This window comes from Buttiauxella cochleicola, from assembly GCF_021283185.1.
Classification (GTDB): Bacteria; Pseudomonadota; Gammaproteobacteria; order Enterobacterales; family Enterobacteriaceae; genus Buttiauxella; species Buttiauxella massiliensis.
In genome coordinates this window covers 40,528-64,386 of record NZ_JAJSOS010000002.1, presented here as the reverse complement: position 1 = coordinate 64,386, position 23,859 = coordinate 40,528, and the positions used below count along the sequence as shown (strand labels likewise).

The 23,859-nt window shown below is 48.9% G+C and carries 22 protein-coding genes and 1 pseudogene; 14 read left to right on the top strand and 9 right to left on the bottom strand.

Annotated elements, in window-relative coordinates; all coding sequences use genetic code 11:
- Window positions 1-60: 60 nt before the first annotated feature.
- Window positions 61-336, bottom strand: a complete 276-nt coding sequence (locus tag LVQ76_RS03250; RefSeq protein WP_232920953.1) for a YcgL domain-containing protein — start codon at window positions 334-336, stop codon at window positions 61-63.
- Between the two features lie 126 nt (window positions 337-462).
- Here LVQ76_RS03250 and minC point away from each other — a divergent pair, with 126 nt between their 5' ends.
- From minC to minE, 3 genes are read left to right on the top strand one after another with little or no spacing between them, the layout of a single operon-like run.
- Complete coding sequence (minC, locus tag LVQ76_RS03245) at window positions 463-1,170, top strand: septum site-determining protein MinC (RefSeq protein ID WP_232920951.1); 708 nt, start codon at window positions 463-465, stop codon at window positions 1,168-1,170.
- 24 nt (window positions 1,171-1,194) lie between these two features.
- Window positions 1,195-2,007: a septum site-determining protein MinD gene (gene minD, locus LVQ76_RS03240; protein WP_064511844.1), complete on the top strand. Its 813-nt coding sequence runs from the start codon at window positions 1,195-1,197 to the stop codon at window positions 2,005-2,007.
- A gap of 3 nt (window positions 2,008-2,010) precedes the next feature.
- Entirely contained in the window at window positions 2,011-2,289 is a 279-nt protein-coding gene (minE, locus tag LVQ76_RS03235) for a cell division topological specificity factor MinE (protein WP_232920950.1), read from the top strand.
- Between the two features lie 159 nt (window positions 2,290-2,448).
- On the opposite strand, the gene rnd is transcribed toward minE, so the two are convergent.
- From rnd to yoaA, 5 genes are all read right to left on the bottom strand, one after another.
- Entirely contained in the window at window positions 2,449-3,558 is a 1,110-nt protein-coding gene (rnd, locus tag LVQ76_RS03230; protein WP_232921162.1) for a ribonuclease D, read from the bottom strand.
- Window positions 3,559-3,641: 83 nt separating this feature from the next.
- On the bottom strand, window positions 3,642-5,327 hold the full coding sequence (gene fadD / locus LVQ76_RS03225) for a long-chain-fatty-acid--CoA ligase FadD (RefSeq protein ID WP_154148806.1): 1,686 nt from the start codon (window positions 5,325-5,327) through the stop codon (window positions 3,642-3,644).
- 203 nt (window positions 5,328-5,530) lie between these two features.
- Window positions 5,531-6,133: a Slp family lipoprotein gene (locus tag LVQ76_RS03220; protein ID WP_232920949.1), complete on the bottom strand. Its 603-nt coding sequence runs from the start codon at window positions 6,131-6,133 to the stop codon at window positions 5,531-5,533.
- Between the two features lie 45 nt (window positions 6,134-6,178).
- On the bottom strand, window positions 6,179-6,874 hold the full coding sequence (tsaB, locus tag LVQ76_RS03215; protein WP_232863422.1) for a tRNA (adenosine(37)-N6)-threonylcarbamoyltransferase complex dimerization subunit type 1 TsaB: 696 nt from the start codon (window positions 6,872-6,874) through the stop codon (window positions 6,179-6,181).
- A gap of 71 nt (window positions 6,875-6,945) precedes the next feature.
- Entirely contained in the window at window positions 6,946-8,856 is a 1,911-nt protein-coding gene (gene yoaA / locus LVQ76_RS03210; RefSeq protein ID WP_232863421.1) for a DNA repair helicase YoaA, read from the bottom strand.
- A gap of 130 nt (window positions 8,857-8,986) precedes the next feature.
- Between yoaA and LVQ76_RS03205 the strand changes: the two genes are divergently transcribed.
- Entirely contained in the window at window positions 8,987-9,331 is a 345-nt protein-coding gene (locus LVQ76_RS03205) for a RidA family protein (protein WP_034455214.1), read from the top strand.
- Window positions 9,332-9,447: 116 nt separating this feature from the next.
- On the opposite strand, the pseudogene LVQ76_RS03200 reads toward LVQ76_RS03205, so the two are convergent.
- Window positions 9,448-9,621: pseudogene (locus LVQ76_RS03200) on the bottom strand (YoaH family protein); the annotation flags it as partial.
- Between the two features lie 108 nt (window positions 9,622-9,729).
- On the opposite strand from LVQ76_RS03200, the gene pabB reads away from it, so the two are divergent.
- The 3 genes from pabB (at window position 9,730) to sdaA (ending at window position 13,313) form a co-directional block, all read left to right on the top strand.
- The gene (pabB, locus tag LVQ76_RS03195; protein WP_370640058.1) at window positions 9,730-11,091 is read left to right on the top strand and encodes an aminodeoxychorismate synthase component 1; all 1,362 of its coding nucleotides are present in this window, start codon (window positions 9,730-9,732) and stop codon (window positions 11,089-11,091) included.
- A 3-nt stretch (window positions 11,092-11,094) separates the two neighbouring features.
- A complete protein-coding gene (locus LVQ76_RS03190; RefSeq protein ID WP_232864964.1) occupies window positions 11,095-11,673 on the top strand; it encodes a CoA pyrophosphatase in 579 nt (192 codons plus the stop codon).
- 275 nt (window positions 11,674-11,948) lie between these two features.
- The gene (gene sdaA / locus LVQ76_RS03185) at window positions 11,949-13,313 is read left to right on the top strand and encodes an L-serine ammonia-lyase (RefSeq protein ID WP_232920946.1); all 1,365 of its coding nucleotides are present in this window, start codon (window positions 11,949-11,951) and stop codon (window positions 13,311-13,313) included.
- Between the two features lie 45 nt (window positions 13,314-13,358).
- Here sdaA and LVQ76_RS03180 read toward each other — a convergent pair whose 3' ends face one another.
- Window positions 13,359-14,267 carry a LysR substrate-binding domain-containing protein gene (locus tag LVQ76_RS03180; protein WP_232864962.1) on the bottom strand — a complete coding sequence of 303 codons (909 nt, stop codon included), beginning with the start codon at window positions 14,265-14,267 and terminating at the stop codon, window positions 13,359-13,361.
- A gap of 158 nt (window positions 14,268-14,425) precedes the next feature.
- Here LVQ76_RS03180 and LVQ76_RS03175 point away from each other — a divergent pair, with 158 nt between their 5' ends.
- The 3 genes from LVQ76_RS03175 to pdeD all read left to right on the top strand — a co-directional run bounded on the left by LVQ76_RS03175 (window position 14,426) and on the right by pdeD (window position 18,562).
- Window positions 14,426-15,616 carry an MFS transporter gene (locus LVQ76_RS03175; RefSeq protein ID WP_232920945.1) on the top strand — a complete coding sequence of 397 codons (1,191 nt, stop codon included), beginning with the start codon at window positions 14,426-14,428 and terminating at the stop codon, window positions 15,614-15,616.
- A 10-nt stretch (window positions 15,617-15,626) separates the two neighbouring features.
- A complete protein-coding gene (locus LVQ76_RS03170; RefSeq protein WP_232920944.1) occupies window positions 15,627-16,802 on the top strand; it encodes an amidohydrolase in 1,176 nt (391 codons plus the stop codon).
- Window positions 16,803-16,966: 164 nt separating this feature from the next.
- Window positions 16,967-18,562, top strand: coding sequence for a cyclic di-3',5'-guanosine monophosphate phosphodiesterase PdeD (gene pdeD / locus LVQ76_RS03165; protein WP_232920943.1), 1,596 nt, complete (start codon window positions 16,967-16,969; stop codon window positions 18,560-18,562).
- Window position 18,563: 1 nt separating this feature from the next.
- On the opposite strand, the gene yoaE is transcribed toward pdeD, so the two are convergent.
- Complete coding sequence (yoaE, locus tag LVQ76_RS03160) at window positions 18,564-20,123, bottom strand: TerC family protein (protein WP_232864958.1); 1,560 nt, start codon at window positions 20,121-20,123, stop codon at window positions 18,564-18,566.
- Window positions 20,124-20,600: 477 nt separating this feature from the next.
- Here yoaE and manX point away from each other — a divergent pair, with 477 nt between their 5' ends.
- The 4 genes from manX to LVQ76_RS03140 all read left to right on the top strand — a co-directional run bounded on the left by manX (window position 20,601) and on the right by LVQ76_RS03140 (window position 23,833).
- The gene (manX, locus tag LVQ76_RS03155; protein ID WP_064511860.1) at window positions 20,601-21,569 is read left to right on the top strand and encodes a PTS mannose transporter subunit IIAB; all 969 of its coding nucleotides are present in this window, start codon (window positions 20,601-20,603) and stop codon (window positions 21,567-21,569) included.
- A gap of 75 nt (window positions 21,570-21,644) precedes the next feature.
- Window positions 21,645-22,442, top strand: coding sequence for a PTS mannose/fructose/sorbose transporter subunit IIC (locus LVQ76_RS03150; RefSeq protein WP_232920942.1), 798 nt, complete (start codon window positions 21,645-21,647; stop codon window positions 22,440-22,442).
- Between the two features lie 12 nt (window positions 22,443-22,454).
- Window positions 22,455-23,309 carry a PTS mannose transporter subunit IID gene (locus LVQ76_RS03145; RefSeq protein WP_120066780.1) on the top strand — a complete coding sequence of 285 codons (855 nt, stop codon included), beginning with the start codon at window positions 22,455-22,457 and terminating at the stop codon, window positions 23,307-23,309.
- Between the two features lie 65 nt (window positions 23,310-23,374).
- Window positions 23,375-23,833 carry a DUF986 family protein gene (locus LVQ76_RS03140; RefSeq protein WP_232864956.1) on the top strand — a complete coding sequence of 153 codons (459 nt, stop codon included), beginning with the start codon at window positions 23,375-23,377 and terminating at the stop codon, window positions 23,831-23,833.
- Window positions 23,834-23,859 lie beyond the last annotated feature (26 nt).

Here is a 23,859-nt window from a genome sequence, read left to right as displayed (position 1 = left end):
TATTTGTTCTAAATATCATCTACCTTTATGTTCAGGAAAGATTTGGCAGTAGTCCTAAACTTATTTTTTCGGACTGTTTTCGAGATGCATTTTTAACAAACTTTCAGGCGGTGGCGGCAATTGTAAATAATAGCCAACATCTTTGAGAGCTTGTCTTACTTTATCAAAATCAGCATTAGCCAGTTTTTTACTCCCATCAAGCGGTAATACCATTGCCAATTGTGGGGTACCAAAACCTTTCATCAATTCTTCAGGTACGCGTGAGAAATCGTCTTTTTTTTCGACATAAAGATAAGTTTGGTCACGTTTGCTACTTCTGTAGATCACACAAAACATTTTTTTTACTCTATTTTCGCCAGATGGTGGCTTGCCTGAATATATCTGTGACTATAACATGCCAGATGTACTTCGGAATATCGTCCCACACAGGTGGGGATTAAAACTGAATTGAGTAAGGCCAGGATGTCAAACACGCCAATCGAGTTAAAAGGCAGCAGTTTTACCTTATCAGTGCTTCATTTACATGATGCACAACCCGAAGTCATTCTCCAGGCCCTTCAGGACAAAGTATCCCAGGCTCCGGCCTTTCTGAAAAATGCACCCGTGGTGGTGAATGTTGCCAGCCTCGATGGTTCAGTTAACTGGAAGAAAGTCCAGCAAGCGGTAGTTTCTTCCGGTTTGCGAGTAGTCGGTATAAGTGGTTGTAAAGACGAAGCGTTGAAGAGAGAAATCGAACTCGCTGGCTTGCCACTACTGACTGAAGGGAAAGAAAAGAATTCGCGTTCCAGGGCCACTCCCGCTGAGGTTGCGGTATCAGTAGAACCAATTGTTAGCCCGATCACAAAAACGCGTTTGATTGATGCCCCGGTTCGTTCCGGTCAGCGCATTTATGCGCCAAACTGTGATTTGATTATCACCAATCACGTCAGTGCCGGTGCAGAACTTATAGCAGATGGTAATATTCATGTTTACGGCATGATGCGTGGCCGTGCTCTGGCGGGTGCCAGTGGCGATCGTGATGCACAAATATTCTGTACTAATCTTGCTGCTGAGCTGGTCTCAATAGCGGGAGAATACTGGCTAAGTGAACAAATACCAGCCAATTATTATGGGAAAGCGGCGCGCCTGAGTTTGGCGAGCGGTGCTCTCTCCGTTCAATCTTTGAATTAAGCCCTTTTAACAAGGAATTCCTTTATGGCACGCATTATTGTTGTTACGTCGGGTAAAGGGGGCGTCGGTAAGACCACGTCCAGCGCGGCCATCGCTACGGGTTTGGCCCAAAAGGGAAGAAAAACCGTCGTTATCGATTTTGATATTGGCCTGCGTAACCTGGATTTAATCATGGGTTGTGAGCGCCGCGTGGTATACGACTTCGTTAACGTTATTCAAGGCGATGCCACGTTAAATCAGGCGTTGATCCGAGATAAGCGCACCGAGCAACTCTACATTCTTCCAGCATCGCAGACCCGCGATAAAGATGCCCTTACACGTGAAGGTGTGGCGAAAGTACTCGAAGATCTGAAAAATATGGACTTTGAGTTTATCGTTTGCGATTCACCCGCGGGTATCGAAACAGGCGCATTAATGGCGCTCTATTTTGCTGATGAAGCAATTATCACGACGAACCCTGAAGTTTCATCAGTGCGCGATTCAGACCGCATTCTCGGCATTCTTTCTTCAAAATCTCGCCGTGCCGAAAACGGTGAATCGCCAATTAAAGAACACCTGCTGTTAACTCGCTACAACCCGGGCCGTGTAAACCGCGGCGACATGCTAAGCATGGAGGATGTGCTGGAAATTCTGCGCATTCCATTGGTCGGGGTTATTCCTGAAGATCAATCTGTGCTGCGTGCTTCAAACCAGGGTGAGCCGGTCATTCTTGACCAGGAGGCTGACGCTGGTAAGGCTTATGCAGATACTGTTGAGCGTCTGCTTGGCGAAGATCGCCCTTTCCGCTTCATTGAAGAAGAGAAGAAAGGCTTCCTCAAACGCCTGTTCGGAGGATAAGTTATGGCATTACTAGACTTTTTTCTCTCACGGAAAAAGAACACCGCCAACATTGCAAAAGAACGTCTGCAAATTATCGTTGCAGAACGTCGCCGTGGTGATAGTGAACCTCATTATTTGCCGCAGCTAAAACGCGATATTCTGGAAGTCATTTGCAAATATGTAAAAATCGATCCTGAGATGTTAACAGTCGTTCTCGATCAAAAGGATGACGATATTTCTGTTCTGGAGCTTAACGTCACATTGCCAGAAACTCAGGAACCAACAACCAAATCCGCGTAATACACTTTACGTAATAAGCCTCCTGGAATTATCCCGGAGGCTTATTTATTTTTACGCAATGACAATTTTTAATGCAGACTATTCTTAAAGGTTAGTGGGTATATTCAATTATCACCTGGTAAAAACCCTGTAATTATTCCCAGTAACCTTCAACAAATATTAAAAATCAGCCAGCAACGTTTTTAAAGCTTCACCCATTACACGTCCACGCCAGCCACTGATTAATTCCGGCTGTGTAGTCTGGGTTTTTAATTGCCAATGCCAATTCAGCAACTGGTTAATTTGTCGGCGTGAAGCAAGTAACTCTGCACTTAAACCACAAGTTTCACTCACCTGCTGAACCAACGCCTTGATAGCTTTAAATACGCGGCGATAACCCGGCATATCGACCAGATTACTCAGCGGTTCAGGTAGTTCATCATCAGATAACGCCTGGGCTTCAACAACCAACGCCAACAGCGTTTTACCATGAAAACGAATTTCACTGCCGCTCAGGCCAAGATGTTCAAGTTCACCTAACGATCCCGGCATATAGCGTGCAACCTGCCAGAGGTGTTCTTCGCGTACGACGAAGTTAACCGCCATATCACGCTCACGCGCTTTACGCAGACGCCACGATGCCAGTTTTTTCAGGCAAGCTAACTGGCGCGTTCTTAACTGCCATGCGTTACCAATTTCACGCCAGGCTTCTTCAGGATCGAGAACATCCTGGCGACGGGAGGCCATCAGGTTGCATTCATCCAGCGCCGCTTCCATCCAACCCGCTGCTTGTGTCTCTTCCATCAACTTGTGCGCAATAGGCAGCAGATAGAGCACATCAGCGGCAGCATAATCACACTGACGTTCAGTCAGAGGACGTGCCAGCCAGTCGGTGCGGGATTCACTTTTATCCAGCGCAATCCCGGTAAACGACTCAACAATGGTGGCAAAACCACAAGAGAGTGGACGCCCGCTAAAGGCCGCCAGAATCTGTGTATCAATAAACGGGTCAGGCAATATGCCGAACGCGTTGAGGAACACTTCAAGGTCTTCGCTGCCAGCGTGCAGGAACTTAATCACCGCAGTGTCTTGCAACAACGTTTTGAATGATGACCAATCAGAAATCGTCAGCGGGTCGATAAGCGAAGCGGTTTCCCCGTCGTACAGCTGGATCAAACCCAGTTGCGGGTAGTATGTCCGTGTACGAACAAATTCAGTATCCAGCGCAATAGCCGGAAATTGACGTGCAGCCTCACAAACGGTAGCCAGGCCTTCGTCGGTAGTAATCATTTGGTAAGTCAAATTCAGTTCTCTTAGGTATGCGCCCATAAAAAACGCCGGCTGAACCGGCGTTAGGGCGACTGACTCGGAGCTCAGGCGTTATTGTTGCCTTTACTGACCGATTCGTCACGTAGTTCTCGTCGTAATATTTTGCCAACGTTCGATTTTGGCAGCTCTTCGCGGAACTCCACCAGCTTAGGCACTTTGTAGCCAGTAAGATGGCGGCGGCAAAAAACAATCAGCGCTTCTTCGGTGAGCGATGCATCTTTTTTCACGACGAAGATTTTTACCGCCTCACCAGAAGCACCGCTAGGAACACCAACGGCTGCAACTTCGAGCACACCACTATGTTGCATAACGACATCTTCAATTTCGTTCGGATAGACGTTAAAGCCTGAGACCAGAATCATATCTTTTTTGCGATCGACGATGCGCATAAAGCCCTCGTCATCCATCACCGCAATATCACCGGTACGCAACCAGCCGTCTTGCAGAATTTCATCCGTTGCATCCGGACGTTGCCAGTAACCCAACATCACCTGTGGACCTTTGACGCACAGCTCCCCTGGTTCACCTGGCGGAACTTCTTCACCTTCATCGTCGATGAGTTTTACTTCGGTGGAAGGTACTGGCAAACCGATACTGCCGCTGTGGTAATCCATATCGTGGGGATTGGCGCTCACTAATGGGGCACACTCGGTCAGACCGTAACCTTCAAGCAGGAAGCGCCCTGTTAGTTTTTCCCAACGTTCGGCTACCACTTGCTGCACAGGCATACCGCCACCCGCGGAAAGATGCAGGCTTGAAAAATCGAGCTGCTGGAATTCTTTGTTGTTCAGCAGCGCATTAAACAGCGTGTTTACACCAGTCATTGCGGTAAATGGATATTTAGCCAACTCTTTCACCAGCCCCGGAATGTCACGTGGGTTGGTGATCAGCAAATTCTGTCCGCCAAGTTCAATAAATAGCAGGCAGTTCATGGTCAGAGCGAAGATGTGGTAGAGCGGCAATGCGGTAACAACCAGCTCTTTACGTTCAAATAGAAGCGGGCTGTAGGCCGCTCTAACTTGTTCAAGATTCGCCAACATATTGCGGTGCGTCAGCATCGCCCCTTTGGCAACGCCTGTCGTCCCGCCGGTATACTGCAAGAAGGCGAGGTCATCGTTGATTATTTCAGGCTTGATGTACTGAAGACGGTATCCGTGTTGCAAAGCACTACGGAATGAAATGGCATCAGGAAGATGGTATTTCGGTACCAGACGTTTGATGTACTTAACAACAAAGTTAACCAACGTACCTTTTGCCGCAGAGAGCTGATCGCCCATACGCGTCAAAATAACGTGTTTAACCTGGGTCTTTTCGACCACTTTTTCGAGGGTGTGAGCGAAGTTCGAGACAATCACAATCGCACTGGCACCGCTGTCATTAAGCTGATGCTCAAGCTCACGCGGTGTGTACAGTGGGTTAACATTCACCACCACCATACCCGCGCGCAGAATACCAAACAGCGCGACCGGATACTGCAACAGGTTCGGCATCATTAACGCAACACGGTCGCCCTTTTGCAGGCCCAGACCCTGTTGTAAATACGCAGCAAACGCACGGCTCCGCTCTTCCAATTTACGGAACGTCATCACTTCACCCATGTTCATGAATGCAGGCTGATCGGCATAACGTGCCGTTGCTTGCTCAAACATATCAACCAGGGACTGATAACGGTCAGGATTTATCTCAGCCGCAACATCGGCTGGGTAGCGGTTAAGCCAAACCTTCTTCAAGGATCCACCTCTGAATTTAATATTCGTCGTCATCACAACCCCAATATATAAACACGCTGTTAACATAATATTAACTCAGCGTACCAGTTTATTAATTAGACTGATTTAAGGTTGCGAAGCGCATCACTAATTATTTTTATTCCATGATAAAACGAAGAGACAGCGAACATGCCGCTGCCTCTTCATTTCAGTAAAGCAATTTGTTACTCAGTTACGATGGTCTGTACCTGTGCAGGGCCTGGATTATACCATCCGCCACCCCACATACCGCCATAGCCGTAACGACCACGATAAGGATACGGCCCGCCCCAGAACCACGGGTCTATCGGTTGCGGTGGCATTACCACTTGTTGAGTGACACGCCAGCGTTTATAGCCATTCACCTGCATCACCATAAATTTGTACGCACTCTCACCCACTTTACCTTCAACTACGCCAGTAATTGGGCCAACCACGGTTATCAACTGACCACGGAAGTCTACAGGGTCGAGGAAACCGTTCACATCCGCGTAGATACGCCCTTTGGAAGGCTCACCTAACTCTGGACGCGCACCTTCATCGAGATTAACGGTGGCAATTTCCAGCCGTGTTCTGCCCTGCTTGTTATCAATATTCACCACTCGCCCACCGAAGCGTGCTTCTTGCCCGATATAGAGCTGTGGTGCATTCATCACCCGGACTAAATCTTGTTGAGGCATGGCGCTGGTGCCTTTTATGGCATCAGGTATGCTGACGCAACCGCTAAGCGCAATGACAGCCACGATGGCTAAAACCCGGGTAACAATCCTGACATGTAAACCAGCCATATCCTTTCTCCTTAACGCAATTTCGCTTCACGAAAACGTCGGGAACTACTCTCTGCCAGGCAGTTTCTTCCAGGTCACTTCATTACGCAGATAAACCGGTTCGGCATGTTCAACCGCAACTGTCTGTCCGGCATTTAATGCCTGAATCGCCAAAGGCAACATATCTTCCGCCGCAGGCAAGGTGACTTCTCCATCACGGATGACCAGTTCACTGCCCTGAGCCATATCCGGCCAGGCCTGCCAACCCGTTCCAACAGTAGCCCACTCACCCTGTAGTTGTTTCAACCGCTCAGCAACCGCTTCAGGTTTTAACACTGCTTCAGTTTCTTCACCGCGCCAGACACCATTTTCATCACGCTGATATTCAGCCCAATAAACCTCCCCCATACGCGCGTCAATTGCGGCCAGCACACGGGTAGCACCCGTCACACGCCATGCGCCTTGCGCCATGGTGGCAAGTGTAGATATGCCAATCATTGGCAATTCAGCGCCCAAGGCCAGCCCTTGCGCAATACCAATGCCTATGCGCACGCCGGTAAAACTACCAGGACCACGGCCATAAGCAAGGGCGTTCAATGCGGTCAGACCAACGCCCCCTTCATTGAGAATATCGCGGACAAGCGGCAATATGCGTTGGGTATGTTCACGTGGGCAGAGTTCGAAACGGGCACAGGAAGTCCCCTCGTTATACAGGGCAACCGAACAAGCTTCTGTCGCGGTGTCGATGGCTAAAATTCGCATGATTTGCCAACCTCTGGCGGTAAAAAGTAGGGTCAAAAATCGGCGCGCATCATACCATAGCCTGGCACAAATTACTGCGCCGGACGGAAGTTAAGAAACTCAACTGCCCGATTTATATCCCGCGTGCGCGGCGTTGGTGGCAGGCTATTGAGGAATACTGCACCGTAGGGACGCATCACCAGACGGTTATCGCAAATCACTAACACACCGCGGTCATCGACATCACGAATTAAGCGGCCTACGCCCTGTTTTAAGGTGATAACAGCATCAGGAAGTTGCACATCCTCAAAGGGATCTCCACCACGCAGACGGCAATCTTCCATGCGTGCTTTCAGCAACGGATCGTCAGGTGAGGTAAACGGTAGCTTGTCGATAATCACCAGGGAGAGCGCATCACCACGCACATCAACCCCTTCCCAGAAACTGCTGGTTGCCACCAGCAAGGCATTACCGGCATCGACAAACTGCTGCAATAGCTGGCCTTTGCTGGTCTCACCTTGCAGTAAAACTGGCAGCGTCATGGTGGCGCGAAATTGTTCTGCTAAATCACGCATCATCGAGTGAGATGTGCACAGCATGAAGCAACGACCGTTGTTGGCTTCGATTAGCGGCTTGAGCATTTTGGCAAGATGTCTGCCAGCTGCCGGTTGGTTGGGTGTTGGTAGTCCACGTGGCACACACAATAATGCCTGACTGGCGTAATCAAACGGACTGGCTAGTAACAGCGTATCTGCGTTAGCGATCCCCAGGCGTTCAGTAAAGTGGCTAAGTTGATCATTTACTGAAAGCGTTGCCGAGGTGAAGATCCAGGTTCCTGCTTTTTGGCTGATCACTTCCTGGAATTTATCGGCAACCGATAACGGTGTCAGAGCAAGCGTGAAGTTGCGCGCATTGCATTCATACCAGTAGCTGTAGCCTGGGGTATCAACCTCTTTGAGTCGTTTGATACGTCCGCGTAAAATCACTGCCCGCTCAAATGCCGCATCCAGTAATGCGGAGCGGCCAAGTGAAAGTTTTGCAACGTCGTAGCAAAGTTCAAGCGCATCATCGAGTAGCAGCAAGGCCCGTTGAATTGACGGTTCAGCCAGTAACTCACGTAAGTTACCGCGATAGCCTGGATCGCCCATTTGCAGACGAAAATCTTGTGTGCTCTGCGCCAGACGGTCAGCGCTTTTTTGCAATTGCTGCGCATCACGCACTTCTGTGCGATAGGCAATTGAGATGTCTTTGGCTATATCGAGCAACTGGCGGCTTGAGACTGATTGGCCGAAATATTGGCTGGCGATATCGGGGATTTGGTGCGCTTCATCGAAAATCATCACTTCGGCCTCGGGAATAAGTTCACCGAAGCCGCCCTCTTTCACCACCATATCGGCCAGAAAGAGATGGTGGTTCACTACCACCACATCCGAATCCATGGCTTTTTTACGCGCTTTAACTACGAAACAATCCTTGTAGAGCGGGCAATCTTGCCCAAGACAGTTATCGTTGGTACTTGTGACCATTGGCCAAACGGCTGAGTCTTCAGCAACACTTGCACAAGTGCTGATATCGCCATCTACCGTTTCAATCGCCCAGCCACGCAGTTTAACGATATCGCTTAACGTTTGAACTTGTAGATCCCCGCCCGCCAGCGCATTTTGCTCCAGGCGCTCAAGACATAAATAGTTAGATCGCCCTTTAAGCAGCGCCAGCCGCCCTTTGAAATCGAGTGCTTTAGCAACGGTGGGTAAATCACGGGAAAAAAGCTGATCTTGCAAAGCTTTTGATCCGGTCGAGATAATGACTTTTTTGCCTGAACGCAGAGCTGGGGCCAGGTAAGCGTAGGTTTTACCGGTGCCAGTACCCGCTTCCACCACCAGCTCACGCCCGGAAGTAATAGCTTTAGTGACGGCTTGCGCCATCTGGCGTTGCGGTTCACGCGGTTTAAAACCTTTTATCGCCGTGGCGAGTTGGCCATCTGCTGCAAAATCGTCTGTCACAATACCCCCTGGGTTTATTGACAGTGATTATGTCAGTGTGAGCGGTGTTAATCCAGCAAGCCTGTGGAAGCCATCTGCAGATTGTGGCAGGCTGTAGCGCAAATATAAGTGAGCTGAAAAGGAAACAGTGATGAGTATTGTGCGTATAAAACCGGAAGCACGTTGGTCAGATGCGGTGATTCATAACAACACCCTGTACTACACCGGTGTGCCGGAAAATCTGGATGCGGATGCTTACGAACAAACCGCAAACACCCTTGCGCAGATCGACGCAGTACTGCTCGAGCAAGGCAGCGATAAGAGTAAAATTCTTGATGCCACGATCTTCCTGCCAGAAAGTACTGACTTTGCAGCCATGAATAAAGCCTGGGACGAGTGGGTTGTAGCGGGTCATGCACCGGTACGTTGTACCGTGCAGGCAAAATTGATGAACCCGCGTTACAAAGTAGAAATTAAGATTATCGCGGCAGTGTGAAGAAATGCGGGTTTCGGCCCGCGTTACTTATCGTCGTCATTTTCTTCGTAATGATCGACGTAGTGTTCTTCTTCGTCGTCATTTTCGTTTTCTTCATCACTTTCTGCGTCGCCGACATCATCATCCTCAAAACGGACTGCGACCATTTCACCGGTATGATTGGCACGAATTTCTGCTGCGACCATAGTGATGGCTTCACCACTACTCATGCCGTTAGCCATCAGTTCCTGAATTCGCTCAACGGCTTTTTGCTGTTGCTCGTGGGATAATGAGGGTAATCCTGAAAACATTTTCGACTCCTGTTACATTGCCTGGGTTAATTATTTCACGCTGCTTTCATTGATTCCAGAGGGTTTCCAGGTAAGCAGGATGATCTGTCTCTTTTTTAGTTGTGGTTTATGACGTTGCAAACTCTAACTTTTCGCACTTTGCCATGGCATTCGAATGCCGTTCAACACACTTTCAAAGCTATTGCACAGCAACCATGGGCGATGCTGCTGCATTCCGGCTTTGCTGAACATCCCCATAATCGCTTTGATATTCTGGTGGCCGAGCCGCGTGCAACTTTAGTAACCCATGGCGCTCAAACGACAATCTGCGTGGAAGGAGTCAGCTCGACTCATCATAGCGACCCACTACAACTGTTGCAGCAAACGCTGGACAGTTTTGGCTACCAGCCAGCAACTCACCCGGAATTACCTTTCTTGGGCGGTGCGTTGGGATTATTTGGTTATGATCTGGGTCGTCATTTCGAAAAAGTACCAGAAATTGCACAGGCCGATCTCAACACTCCGGACATGGCAATTGGCATTTATGACTGGGCTTTGATTGCCGACCATAAACTCAAAAAACTCACACTTATTTGCTGGGGTGAATGTTCTGCACGACTTAACTGGCTGGAAGCGCAAATAGCTCCGGTTGTTAAGCCGTTTCGCCTGACGAGCGCGTGGCGCTCCAGTATGACCCGCGAGCAGTATGGACTTAAATTCCGGCAGGTACAGGAATATCTCAAAAGTGGCGATTGTTACCAGGTCAATCTCGCGCAGCGCTTTAACGCCTGTTACGAAGGTGATGAATGGCAAGCATTTGAGAAACTCAACGCCGCTAATCGTGCGCCATTTAGTGCCTTTATTCGTCTACCTGAAAGTGTAATTCTTAGTCTGTCTCCTGAGCGTTTTATTTTGCTCGAAGGCAAGAATATCCAAACGCGCCCGATTAAGGGCACTTTGCCGCGCCTTGCCGACCCCATTGCCGATGTACAGCAAGCTGAAAAGCTAGCCAACTCGCCAAAGGATCGGGCCGAAAACCTGATGATTGTCGATCTACTGCGGAATGACATTGGCCGGGTCGCCGTGCCGGGCAGCGTAAAAGTGCCAGAACTTTTTGTTGTCGAGCCATTCCCGGCAGTTCATCACCTCGTCAGTACGATCACTGCACAGTTGCCACAACATCTACAAGCAACAGATTTACTGCGTGCGTGCTTCCCGGGGGGGTCTATTACCGGAGCACCAAAAGTACGCGCCATGGAAATCATCGAAGAACTGGAACCGCAACGACGCAATGCGTGGTGTGGCAGCATTGGTTATCTGAGCTTCTGCGGCAATATGGACACCAGTATTACCATCAGGACACTCACTGCCGAAGGCGGCAAACTGTACTGCTCTGCAGGTGGTGGCATAGTTGCCGATAGTGTTGAATCTGCGGAATATCAGGAAACCTTTGATAAAGTTAATCGTATTCTGCCGCAATTAGAGAGTTGATGAATGTCTGGTTCCTCCTTGACCATGAACGATTTTTTATCGCGTTTTCAACTGCTGCAACCGCCAGCAACGCGAATGAGCGGTAATAAACGCCAGGCCGCCGTGTTGATCCCTATCGTCCGCCGCCCGCAACCCGGACTGCTTCTGACGCAGCGTTCAGCCATGATGCGCAAACATGCTGGACAAGTGGCCTTTCCCGGTGGTGCGGTTGATGACACGGATGAGTCGTTAATTGCGGCTGCGCTGCGCGAAGCCTGGGAAGAAGTCGCCATTTCTCCTGACAGTGTCGAAGTGATCGGTACTTTGCCGCCGGTTGATAGCGTTACGGGATTTCAGGTCACCCCGGTTGTAGGCATTATTCCACCCGACTTGCCCTACCATGCCAGTGAGGATGAAGTCGCGGCAGTATTTGAAATGCCATTGATGGAAGCCCTTACACTTGGCCGTTACCATCCGCTGGATATTCACCGTCGTGGCAACGCCCACCGAGTTTGGCTTTCCTGGTATCAGCACTATTTTGTCTGGGGCATGACGGCCGGAATCATCCGTGAATTAGCCTTGCAGATAAGCGTGGAACCCTGATCACTCTTTAATCCTGTAAAAACGGCTATATTTAGCAGAGTGTCTTGCTGCAGTTTCATTCCCTTGTATATGTCATGGGTAATAATAAATGGTAATTGACTCTATGCTTATCCCCCGACAACCGCATTCACAGGCCGGATTAGTCAAGTTATAGTTAAACATTAGTTTAATTCATGTGAATAGTTTACTACAGTGAGCAATAAATTTTTAAACTAGCTGACTGCGATTTTGCAGCAGCAAATTTTATTTATCTGGTGCCTTGGAAGGAGTTTTGTGTGATTAGCATATTCGACATGTTCAAAGTCGGCATTGGGCCATCCAGTTCCCATACCGTCGGTCCAATGAAGGCCGGTAAGTTGTTTGTCGATGATCTGGTCGAAAAAGGATTACTGGAAAGCACGACACGTATTGCAGTCGATGTTTACGGTTCCCTGTCTCTGACAGGTAAAGGGCACCACACCGATATCGCTATTATCATGGGTCTTGCAGGTAACGAACCTGCCACCGTCGATATTGATTCAATCCCGGCGTTTATCCGTGATGTTGAAACCCGTGGTCGTTTGTGGCTGGCCCAGGGCCGCCATGAAGTCGATTTCCCGAAAGATTCAGGTATGTGTTTCCGCAACGACAACCTGTCGCTGCATGAAAACGGCATGACTATTCACGCGTTCAGTGGCGATCAAGAGATCTACACCAAAACGTACTACTCCATCGGCGGTGGTTTTATCGTTGATGAAGAAAACTTTGGCAAAGACGCCGTTGACGAAATCGTGGTGCCTTACTCGTTCAATTCCGCCGAAGAAATGCTGAATCATTGTAAAGAGACAGGTATGTCACTGTCCGGCGTGATCATGCAGAACGAGCTAGCTTTACATAGTCGTAAAGAAATTGAAGACTATTTTGCCAACATCTGGCAAACCATGCGTGCCTGTATTGACCGTGGTGTGAACACCGAAGGCATTCTGCCTGGCCCATTGCGTGTGCCACGCCGTGCTTCTGCATTGCGCCGTATGCTGGTTTCTAGCGATAAACTGTCTAACGACCCAATGAATGTGGTCGATTGGGTGAACATGTTTGCGCTGGCCGTTAACGAAGAAAACGCTGCTGGTGGGCGTGTGGTAACTGCACCTACTAACGGTGCCTGCGGTATCGTTCCTGCTGTGCTTGCTTACTATGACCACTTTATCGAGTCAGTCAGCCCGGATACCTATATCCGCTACTTCCTCGCATCAGGTGCAATTGGTGCGCTATACAAGATGAATGCGTCTATTTCTGGTGCAGAAGTCGGCTGTCAGGGTGAAGTGGGCGTGGCCTGTTCTATGGCTGCCGCAGGTCTTGCTGAAATTTTAGGCGCAAGCCCAGAGCAAGTTTGTGTTGCAGCGGAAATCGGTATGGAACATAACCTGGGTTTAACCTGCGACCCGGTTGCAGGCCAGGTTCAGGTGCCTTGTATCGAACGTAACGCCATTGCATCCGTGAAAGCGATCAATGCCACCCGTATGGCTATGCGCCGCACCAGCGAACCGCGTGTATCGCTCGATAAAGTTATCGAAACCATGTACGAGACAGGCAAAGACATGAACGCCAAATACCGTGAAACTTCACGTGGCGGCCTGGCAATCAAAGTACAGTGTGACTAATCCAATCTGGCCCTCTGCAAAGAGGGCCAATCTATTCCACCAAATCTACCACGGATAATTTTGACACTGCTGACGCAGCGCTAATAAAAATTGTCGCGCCGTCGCTGTTAAGTCCGACTTCTGTGACCAGATAACGCAATACTGTGCCGATGGTAGCGTCGTTATAGGTAATACGGTCAGCCTATCCTGTAAGAATAATGGTGTGCTCATCGCTCGGGCGACTATCGTCAAATAATCCGAATGCAGCACCATATTGAGCCCACAAATCACTGAATCTGTGCGAATCGGTGCTTCATGCATCTGGCCATAAAACTCATTGAGTTCATCTTGCAGCTGTTGGTAATAACCGATATTTGCTTCCGGTAATAACCATTTCGCCCTGCGTAATTGGGCAAGTGATGTCGCCTGCGCTAAGGGATGTTCACGCCGGGCAATCACACAGAATGGTGCGCTAAACAGCGGCTCAACAATGACATCTTCAGGCACTTTGGCAGGATTGATTGTCCCAATAGCCAGATCGAGCTCTCCTTGTTGCAATAGCGGCAGCAATGTTGTCAGTTGCCCTTCTTTGATATGCAAACTTGCTTGCGGCAAGCGTGATTTAAAGCTGTCGGCTACGGCCGGAAAAACACTTAATGCAATCAATGATGAAAAACCAATGGTCAGTTTGCCTTGTGAAAAGTGGTTAATTTGTTCCACTTCCTCGGCCGCACGCTGTAGTTCCTCCAGAATCCACTCAGCCCGACGGGAAAATGCCTCTCCTGCCTCGGTTAAGGTGATGCCTTCGTTTCCGCGCAGAAATAGTTGCGCTGATAAAGTTTGCTCCAGCTCTCGTAATGTCCTGCTCACCGCTGGCTGAGATTGCCCCATTACTCGCGCAGCTCCACGGATGCTGCGGCTGCGCACCACTTGTCTGAAGACATGTAATTGCTGCATTTTCGGCAAATACTTCATGCACACCCCTATCAATAAAAAGCATCACCCCAAACAAAATTGCATCTTTTGCGAGAATACCCGCACTGCTTATATAGCTATCAGAGTTATCCATATGAACGCTGCAACCAACGGGGCGATTCGCTCCTGGAACGGAATTCCGCATAAGGGTCCGCACGATGAAAAAAAACCACTCCTTGATGATTTTCCTGTTATTTCTGGGCTATGTCATTGTCTATATAGATAAAACGGTGATGGGCTTCGCATTATTGCCTATCGAAAAAGAGTTTGGCGTCTCCACACAGCAACTGGGGTACATCACCGGCATTTTCTTCCTCTCTTACTCACTGTTTCAAATACCGGCAGGCTGGCTAAATGACCGCATTGGTTTTCGTAGCATGCTGGTTGCTTCACTCTGCCTACTCGGTGGATTTGCGCTTTGTTTCGGTGTTCTGGGGTTAAGCTTTGGTATGTTGATAGTCTTCCGCTTCCTGGCGGGAATCGGTCATTCAGGATACCCATGCTCCTGCGCCAAAGCGGTGGTCAGTAATTTTAGCGTTGAAAAACGGACATTCGCCCAATCAATCCTGCTCTCGTCGGCCGGACTTGCAATGACCATTGGCCCGATGGTGGCAGTCAGCGCATTAACGCATATTGGCTGGCGCGGCTCGTTTGCCGGGCTCGGTTTGATGGCCTGCGCAGTTGCCGTAGTTATCTTTATGCTGGTGAGTAAACCGCCCGTCACGACGAAAGCCACCTCTACCACCAGTTATCGCACGCTGTTGAAAAATCCAACCGTGATACTGCTATTCGTTTCTATCTTCTGCATCAATATTCCCAGTTATGGTTTGATGGCCTGGCTACCAAAGTTTTTGGTACAACAGCGCCATATGCCGCTTGAAACCTCAGGGCTTGTGATTGCTGCCGGAGGCTTAGGTATCTGGATTTCATCGCTTGGCACCGGTTGGTTGGTCGGTAAATATTTTCAGGGGCGCGAGCCACTGGTGATTGTTGCCTGCTCTATAGCCAGTGCTCTGTGCATCTTCACCATTTACCACATGCCTTCGCCCGTCACCGCCAGTGTGTTTTTGTTCCTCGGACAGGTTTTTTTGATGGGCAGTTTTGTTACGGCTTTCACTTTGCCGATGAAACGCCTGCCAGTAGAAACCATGGGGGCTGCCATTGGCCTGATTAATACCGGTGGCACCCTGGGCGGTTTTGTTTCTCCTATCGTGATGGGCTACCTCATTGGCACAAGCCAGGACTACAACACCACGTTTATCTTCCTTTCCTTGTCGATGATCTGCGCAGCGCTGGCCGTCTTACCATTGATGGCAAAAAGAACCGCGCTGAACACTGTGACCGAATAACGGAGCTATTATGACTTTCAATATCGATATTCTGACTGACGAAGTGGCCCATGACGTTTCTCGCTGGCGCCAGCATATTCATGCCAACCCGGATCTTTCTTTTCAGGAGCAAGCCACCGCTGATTATATCGCCTCAGAGTTAGCAAGCTTTGGGTCGCTTGAGTTGCGTCGTCTGACACCAAACAGCGTTGTGGCTGAATTGAAGGGAAAACTCCCTGGCCCAGTATGGGCGCTACGTGCGGATATTGATGCCCTGCCGATTCAGGAAGAGAGCGGCGAAGCTTTCTCCTCATGTAAACCTGGTGTGATGCATGCCTGCGGGCATGATGCCCATACGGCGATGTTAATGGGTGCGGCAAAAGTACTGTGTCATTTTCAGGACAGGCTCAAAGGCTCGGTACGTTTTATTTTCCAGCATGCGGAAGAAGTGCCACCGGGCGGCGCTCAAGAGCTGGTAAATTTGGGCGTGCTGCAAGATGTCGAATACATCTTTGGTCTGCATGTGATGCCAGATAAGCCCACGCAAACCTTGTCATTGAAAGAAGGCGTGTTCAGCGCATCAAGCGATAATTTCGATATTGTGATAACCGGGAAAGGCGGTCATGGCTCGATGCCGCACCTGTGTATTGACCCAATAGTTATCGGTGCAGAAATAGTCAGCGCATTGCAGCAAATTGTCGCCCGCAAGCTCGACCCTCTGCACGCGCCAGTATTAACCATCGCCACTTTCCAGTCGGGTGAAAGCTACAATGTCATCCCGAATAGTGCCCATCTTGCCGGTACACTGCGCACACACAACCAAAAAGTGCGTGAGCAGGTTCCGCAACTCATGCAGCAAGTGATTGCAGGGGTTGTTGCCGCTCACGGAGCAAGTTTTGATATTCAGTGGCAAGCGGGTTATGCCGTAGGGAATAATCATGCTTCTGCCTGCGAGATTGCGCGCAAAGTTATCGAAGAAAATTTCCCGCCTCAAACGCTGCACACGGTAACAACACCGTTATTTGGGAGTGAAGATTTCTCTTCGTATCAGCAACATGTTCCGGGATGCTTTATTTTCGTCGGTTGTCGAAATCCCGACAAAGGCGCTGTGTGGAATGTTCATAACCCTCACTTCCTGTTGGATGAAGATGCTATGAAAGTGGGGGTTAAAACGCATCTGAGTTTGATAAGCCAAATGTTGGTTTAAATATTCACTAAAATAGCAAGCGTCGTGTCTGCGACGCTTGCACGAAAGACTCCATTAGCGCTCATCTAAAAGTATGATTTTCCCTTCGGATATCCAATCCCCCACTACACTTGGAATGTTCTGTGTGCCGATTTCGGTTGCGGTTCTAAACAAGGTGGTCGCGGATGCAGACGGCACAACGCATATTAAGAGATTATCGCCGCAGACGTTTAACTGTCTGCGTTGCGTTAGCCGTAATAGTCCTGCTGCTGACACTCAGCGCGCGTTATATTGCCGATCGTGATTCAAATGAACAACGTATGCACGCATTTAACCAACGAGCAGTCAGTTCACTTGAAAACGTCCTGGTACCGCTTGATTTGGCAAGCAAAGATGCGATGCAGTTAATGGGGTTATCATGTGAAGCCGCGCAACTGAGGATGCGTGAATTAGTGGCGCGTATGCAAACAGTACGTGATATTGGCCTAATTAAGGATGATATCTTTTATTGCTCAAGTATTTTTGGCCCACGCTCAATACCCATTGATCTGGTCCAGCCGCGCTTGCCATCATCAATACCACTCTTATTCCTCTCGATAGACCATACGCTACTGAAAGGCACGCCGATTCTTCTATCCTGGCATCCTCTGCGCAATAGTCAGCATGACGGTGTTATGCAAATTATTAATATTGAGTTGCTATCGGGATTTATGCTTGAACCCAGACGCCCCTGGGTCTCCCGTGCGATGTTAAATGTCGCCGGTTCGCATTATGAATATGGGAAAGGGTTACTACCCCGAATTACTGTTGACGACGGGCAAGTCAGCCATGAGCTGGAATCCGATATATTTCCTTTTTCCGTCACTATTATTGGCCCATCCTCCAGTCAACTGGCATTAGAAAATATGCCAACGCAACTGCCCCTTGCACTGATCCTAAGCATGTTGATTGGCTATATCACGTGGCTCGCCACCGCGAACCGAATGAGTTTTTCCTGGGAAATTAATCTTGGGCTTGCCCTGGATGAGTTCGAAGTTTTTTGCCAGCCACTTGTCAGCTCACGTAATCTTCAATGTGTTGGTGTGGAGCTACTTTTGCGGTGGAATAATCCCCGCCAGGGCTGGATTTCACCTGATGTGTTTATCCCACTTGCTGAACAGCAAAATTTGATAGCACCACTAACACGATTTGTACTTTCAGAAACAGTACGTAATCTTGATATCTTTCCGAAATCCCCTGATTTCAATATCGGGATCAACATCGCGGCAAGTCATTTCCATAATGGCGAGATTATCGAAGATTTGCGCCACTACTGGTTCCCAGCCCACCCTATACAGAAACTGACCCTTGAACTTACGGAGCGTGATGCCTTACCAGATGTCGATCTTCGGGTGATACGCGATTTACATCGCATGGGAGTCGATTTGGCTATAGATGATTTCGGTACAGGTCAAAGTTCACTGGCTTATCTCGAAACATTAAATCCAGACGTGCTGAAAATCGATAAGTCGTTTACTGCAGCGATTGGGACCGATGCAGTCAATTCGACAGTGACTGACATTATTATTGCGCTGGCGCAGCGGTTAGAAATTGGTTTAGTTGCGGAAGGTGTTGAAACGCCGCAGCAAGCAGAGTATCTGCGTAACCACGGCGTAAATGTACTACAAGGATTTTTGTATGCGCGGCCAATGCCTTTGAAAGAGTTTCCGCGCTGGCTGGGGAGCAGCACGCCGCCCCCACGCAGGAATGGTCACGTTATTCCCATTATCCCGCTACGCTAATTTACTCTTCTTCGTCTTCATGTTCAGAGCGTTCTTTTACCACACGAACCAAGTCCACACGGTAATCGTTGGCCTTGACAATCTGGATGCGTAGCGGAGCCAGCTCAATGACATCACCCACTTTAGGGATTTGGCCATTCACAGCGATAACCAAACCGGCGATAGAAGCAATGTCTTCCTCATCGTTCACCAGATTGTTGATATCAAGATGCTGCTGAATCGCGTGCAGGTCGGTTGAGCCTTTAACTAACCAACCATCGCCATCACGCACGATTTCGGGTGTTTCGTCGGCATCAGGGAATTCACCAGCGATAGCTTCCAGAACATCCAGCGGCGTTACCAGCCCTTGAACCACACCAAACTCGTTATTAACGATAACGAAACTACCGCGAGCACGACGAAGCACACCCAGCAAGTTAATCGGGTCCAGCGTTTCCGGAACTACAATTGCAGGTGAACGCGCAGCAATAGAAACCACATCACCACCGTTTTCCAGCGCTACCAGCAACTCTTTGGCACGCACGATGCCGATGATTTCATCAAGCTCCCCATGGCAAACCGGGAACAAGCTATGCGGAGATTCCAGCAGTTGCTCGCGAATTTCAGCAGTGGTTTTATCGGCATCCACCCATGATATTTCACCACGCGGCGTCATAATGCTGCGTAGCGAACGAGATGCCAGCGTCAACACACCGTTAATCATATAGCGCTCTTCTTCAGCAAAAGATTCTGCTTCAATTGGCGTGATGGTTTTGTTGTCTTCATTAGACGAACGCTGTTGGCGTTTGCCATTCATCAAACGCAAAATCGCATCAGCCGTACGAGCACGCAACGGTACATTTGACTGATGGCGAATAAAGTTACGACGCGCAATCTGGTTGAAAAACTCGATGATGATCGAGAAACCAATCGCCGCGTACAGATAGCCTTTAGGAATATGGAAACCGAAGCCTTCTGCTACCAGGCTCAGACCAATCATCAACAGGAAGCTCAGGCACAGCACCACGACCGTAGGGTGTTGGTTAACAAAATTCGTTAACGGTTTGGACGCCATCAGCATCACACCCATCGCGATGACGACCGCCGCCATCATCACTGGCAGGTGATTTACCATGCCCACCGCGGTAATAACCGCATCCAGTGAAAACACCGCATCCAGCACCACAATCTGCAATACCACCACCCAGAAACTGGCGTAACCCTTACCGTGCCCGTCATCATGCTGGCGGTTTTCCAGCCGTTCGTGCAGCTCCGTCGTCGCTTTAAACAGCAAGAACAGGCCACCGAAGAGCATGATGAGATCGCGTCCTGAGAACGTCAGGTTGGCGATGGTAAACAGCGGCTGGGTGAGTGTTACCATCCATGAGATTAACGACAGCAAACCGAGTCGCATGATCAAAGCAAGGGATAAACCGATAAGCCTCGCTTTATCTCTTTGTTTTGGTGGAAGTTTATCCGCAAGGATGGCAATAAAGACCAGGTTATCAATACCCAGCACTATTTCCAGCACAATCAGCGTCAGTAAACCCACCCATATTTGGGGATCCATTAAGAGTTCCATGACAAGCTCCTGCTTTGGGAATAACTCATCGGCATCGCGCGCAAGGCGGACGCAAAGAGGCAAATTGAGGTATTAACGGGGCGTGAAACGCCAATGTGAAGGACTGAGTTTTCAGACCTGAAATTGAAAAGACGTCGATGACGGTCCATACGGTGGGCTACTGCCCTTTACTCCTAAGCAATTAAACGAGATGCAAACAATATCAGAGCAAAATACCCTTTTGCAAAGATTTACCTGATTTTGCAATTTTACTGTCATTGACCTCGTTCATTATTTGCCCCAAGAATCATTAAGTTGTTAGCAAACCTAAATTACGGATCTTCATCACATAAAATATTTTTTTCACTGACTAAAATAAATCCGTCTTAAGTTACACATCTTTACTCATACCGTTATCTGAATCGATTCGCTAAAGAAACGGATAATCTACAAAACACCTTATTAAGGGTGTGGCTATACCAACACAGGAGGTAGCAAGTGACCATTGCTATTGTCATAGGCACGCATGGCTGGGCAGCAGAACAATTGCTGAAAACCGCAGAAATGCTATTGGGCGAACAAGAAAATGTTGGCTGGATAGATTTCGTTCCCGGTGAAAACGCCGAAACCCTAATTGAAAAATACAACGCTCAACTGGCAAACCTGAACACCGACAAAGGTGTGCTGTTTCTCGTCGATACCTGGGGTGGTAGCCCGTTTAATGCAGCCAGCCGTATTGTCGTCGATAAAGAGCATTACGAGGTCGTCGCCGGGGTCAATATTCCGATGCTGGTTGAAACCCTGATGGCTCGTGATGATAACCCTTCATTTGATGAGTTAGTGGCAATTGCTGTTGAAACAGGCCGTGAAGGGGTTAAAGCCCTGAAAGCTAAACCTGTCGAAAAGGCTGTACCTGTTGCGCCTGTTGCTGCACCTAAAGCCGCAGCACCGCTCAAGCCAATGGGTCCGAAGGACTACATGAATATCGGTCTGGCGCGCATCGATGACCGTTTAATTCATGGCCAGGTTGCAACCCGCTGGACCAAAGAAACTAACGTAACACGCATTATTGTTGTCAGTGATGAAGTGGCAGCCGATACCGTGCGTAAAACACTGTTGACGCAAGTTGCTCCTCCTGGTGTGACGGCACACGTCGTTGACGTCGCGAAAATGATCCGCGTGTGGAATAACCCGAAATATGCAGGCGACCGTGTGATGCTGCTGTTCACTAACCCAACCGATGTTGAACGCGTCGTGGAAGGTGGAGTGGACATTAAGTCAGTCAATATCGGTGGTATGGCGTTCCGCCAGGGTAAAACCCAGGTTAACAACGCGATTTCTGTCGATGAAAAAGATATTGAAGCCTTCAAGAAACTTAACGAGCGCGGCATTGAGCTCGAAGCCCGTAAAGTTTCAACCGATCAAAAATTGAAAATGATGGATCTGATCGCGAAGGTGAAAAGCTAATTACTGATGTGATTTGCTTAATTCTACGTTTTGCTCAGTTTTCACACATAAGTCACACGTTTAAGGAGAAGTACAATGGAGATTACCACTCTTCAGATTGTGCTGGTGTTTGTCGTAGCCTGTATTGCCGGTATGGAGTCGGTGCTCGATGAATTTCAGTTCCACCGTCCGCTGGTCGCCTGTACCTTAATCGGTCTGGTACTCGGTGATATGAAAACCGGTATTATTATCGGTGGTACGCTTGAAATGATCGCGCTGGGTTGGATGAACATCGGTGCGGCAGTTGCTCCCGATGCAGCACTTGCGTCAATTATCTCAACCATACTGGTTATAGCCGGGCATCAGGGCATCGGCTCTGGTATCGCTCTGGCCATTCCACTGGCAGCAGCAGGCCAGGTACTGACCATTATCGTTCGTACTATTACCGTGGGCTTCCAGCACGCAGCAGATAAGGCCGCCGAAAATGGCAACCTGTCGGCGCTCTCCTGGATTCACGTTTCCTCCCTGTTCCTGCAAGCAATGCGTATCGCAATCCCTGCCGTTATCGTTGCCGTTTCCGTCGGTACCAGTGAAGTACAGAACATGCTGAATGCCATTCCTGAAGTGGTAACCAGCGGTCTGAACATCGCCGGTGGCATGATTGTTGTTGTAGGTTATGCGATGGTCATCAACATGATGCGCGCAGGCTACCTGATGCCATTCTTCTATCTGGGCTTCGTTACCGCGGCTTTCACCAACTTCAACCTGGTAGCACTGGGTGTAATTGGTGCTGTGATGGCAATTCTGTACATCCAGTTGAGCCCGAAATACAACCGTTCCGCGGCCCCGGCGCATGCTGCTGGTTCTAACGATCTCGACAACGAATTAGATTAATAGGTGAGCGAAATGGTTGATACCACCAAAACAACGACTACAGAGAAAAAACTCACCCCAGGTGATATTCGTGCGGTGTTCATGCGTTCAAACCTCTTCCAGGGTTCCTGGAACTTCGAACGTATGCAAGCGTTGGGCTTCTGCTTCTCAATGATTCCGGCAATTAAACGCCTGTATCCTGAAAATAACGATGCTCGTAAACAAGCAATTAAGCGTCACCTGGAATTCTTTAACACCCATCCATACGTTGCGGCTCCTGTATTGGGCGTTACGCTTGCGATGGAAGAACAGCGTGCAAACGGTGCAGAGATTGACGATGGTGCCATTAACGGTATCAAAGTTGGTTTGATGGGGCCGCTGGCTGGTGTAGGCGACCCAATCTTCTGGGGTACCGTACGTCCAGTATTCGCAGCACTTGGTGCTGGTATCGCAATGAGCGGTAGCCTGCTTGGCCCACTATTGTTCTTCATCCTGTTTAACGCCGTGCGTTTGCTGACTCGTTATTACGGCGTCGCTTATGGTTACCGCAAAGGGATCGATATCGTTAAGGATATGGGCGGCGGCTTCCTGCAAAAACTGACTGAGGGGGCGTCAATTCTCGGCCTGTTTGTCATGGGGGCGCTGGTTAACAAGTGGACACACGTTAATATACCGCTAGTCGTGTCGAAGATTACCGACCAGACTGGCGCTGTGAAAGTGACCACCGTTCAAACTATTCTTGATCAGTTGATGCCGGGCCTTGTGCCACTGCTGTTAACGTTTGCTTGTATGTGGCTGCTGCGTAAGAAAGTCAACGCGCTGTGGATCATCATGGGCTTCTTCGTTATTGGTATTGTCGGTTATGCTATCGGCCTGCTAGGCCTGTAATTAGTTTGTTATACGAACCGGGGCCCTTGCCCCGGTTTTTTATTGTTTAGAGTGAAGGTAGTGTTATGACTTTGACGGATGTAGTTCTGCTGGTATTTATTGTGCTGTTGCTTGCATGGGCGGTTTACGATGAGTTCATCATGGATAAGCTCAAAGGCAAAACCCTGCTGAAAGTTCCCCTTCTGCGCCGCAACCGTATCGACGGAACCATTTTCTTCGGGTTGGTTGCTATCCTCATCTACAACAATGTCACCTCTGGCGGCGCTCCGGTCACTACCTGGTTATTATCTGCGCTGGCACTCATTGCTATTTATATTTCGTGGATTAGACAACCTAAATTACTGTTTAAAACAGAAGGTTTCTTCTTCGCGAATGTATGGGTTTTATATTCCCGAATTAAAGAAATGAATTTATCTGAGGATGGTGTTCTGGTGTTGCAATTAGAACAACGCCGCTTGCTCATCCGGGTGAAAAACATTGATGACCTGGAAAGGATTTATAAGTTAATGGTTGTTACTCAATAAGTTAGCAACATAGCAAAGTCTATATT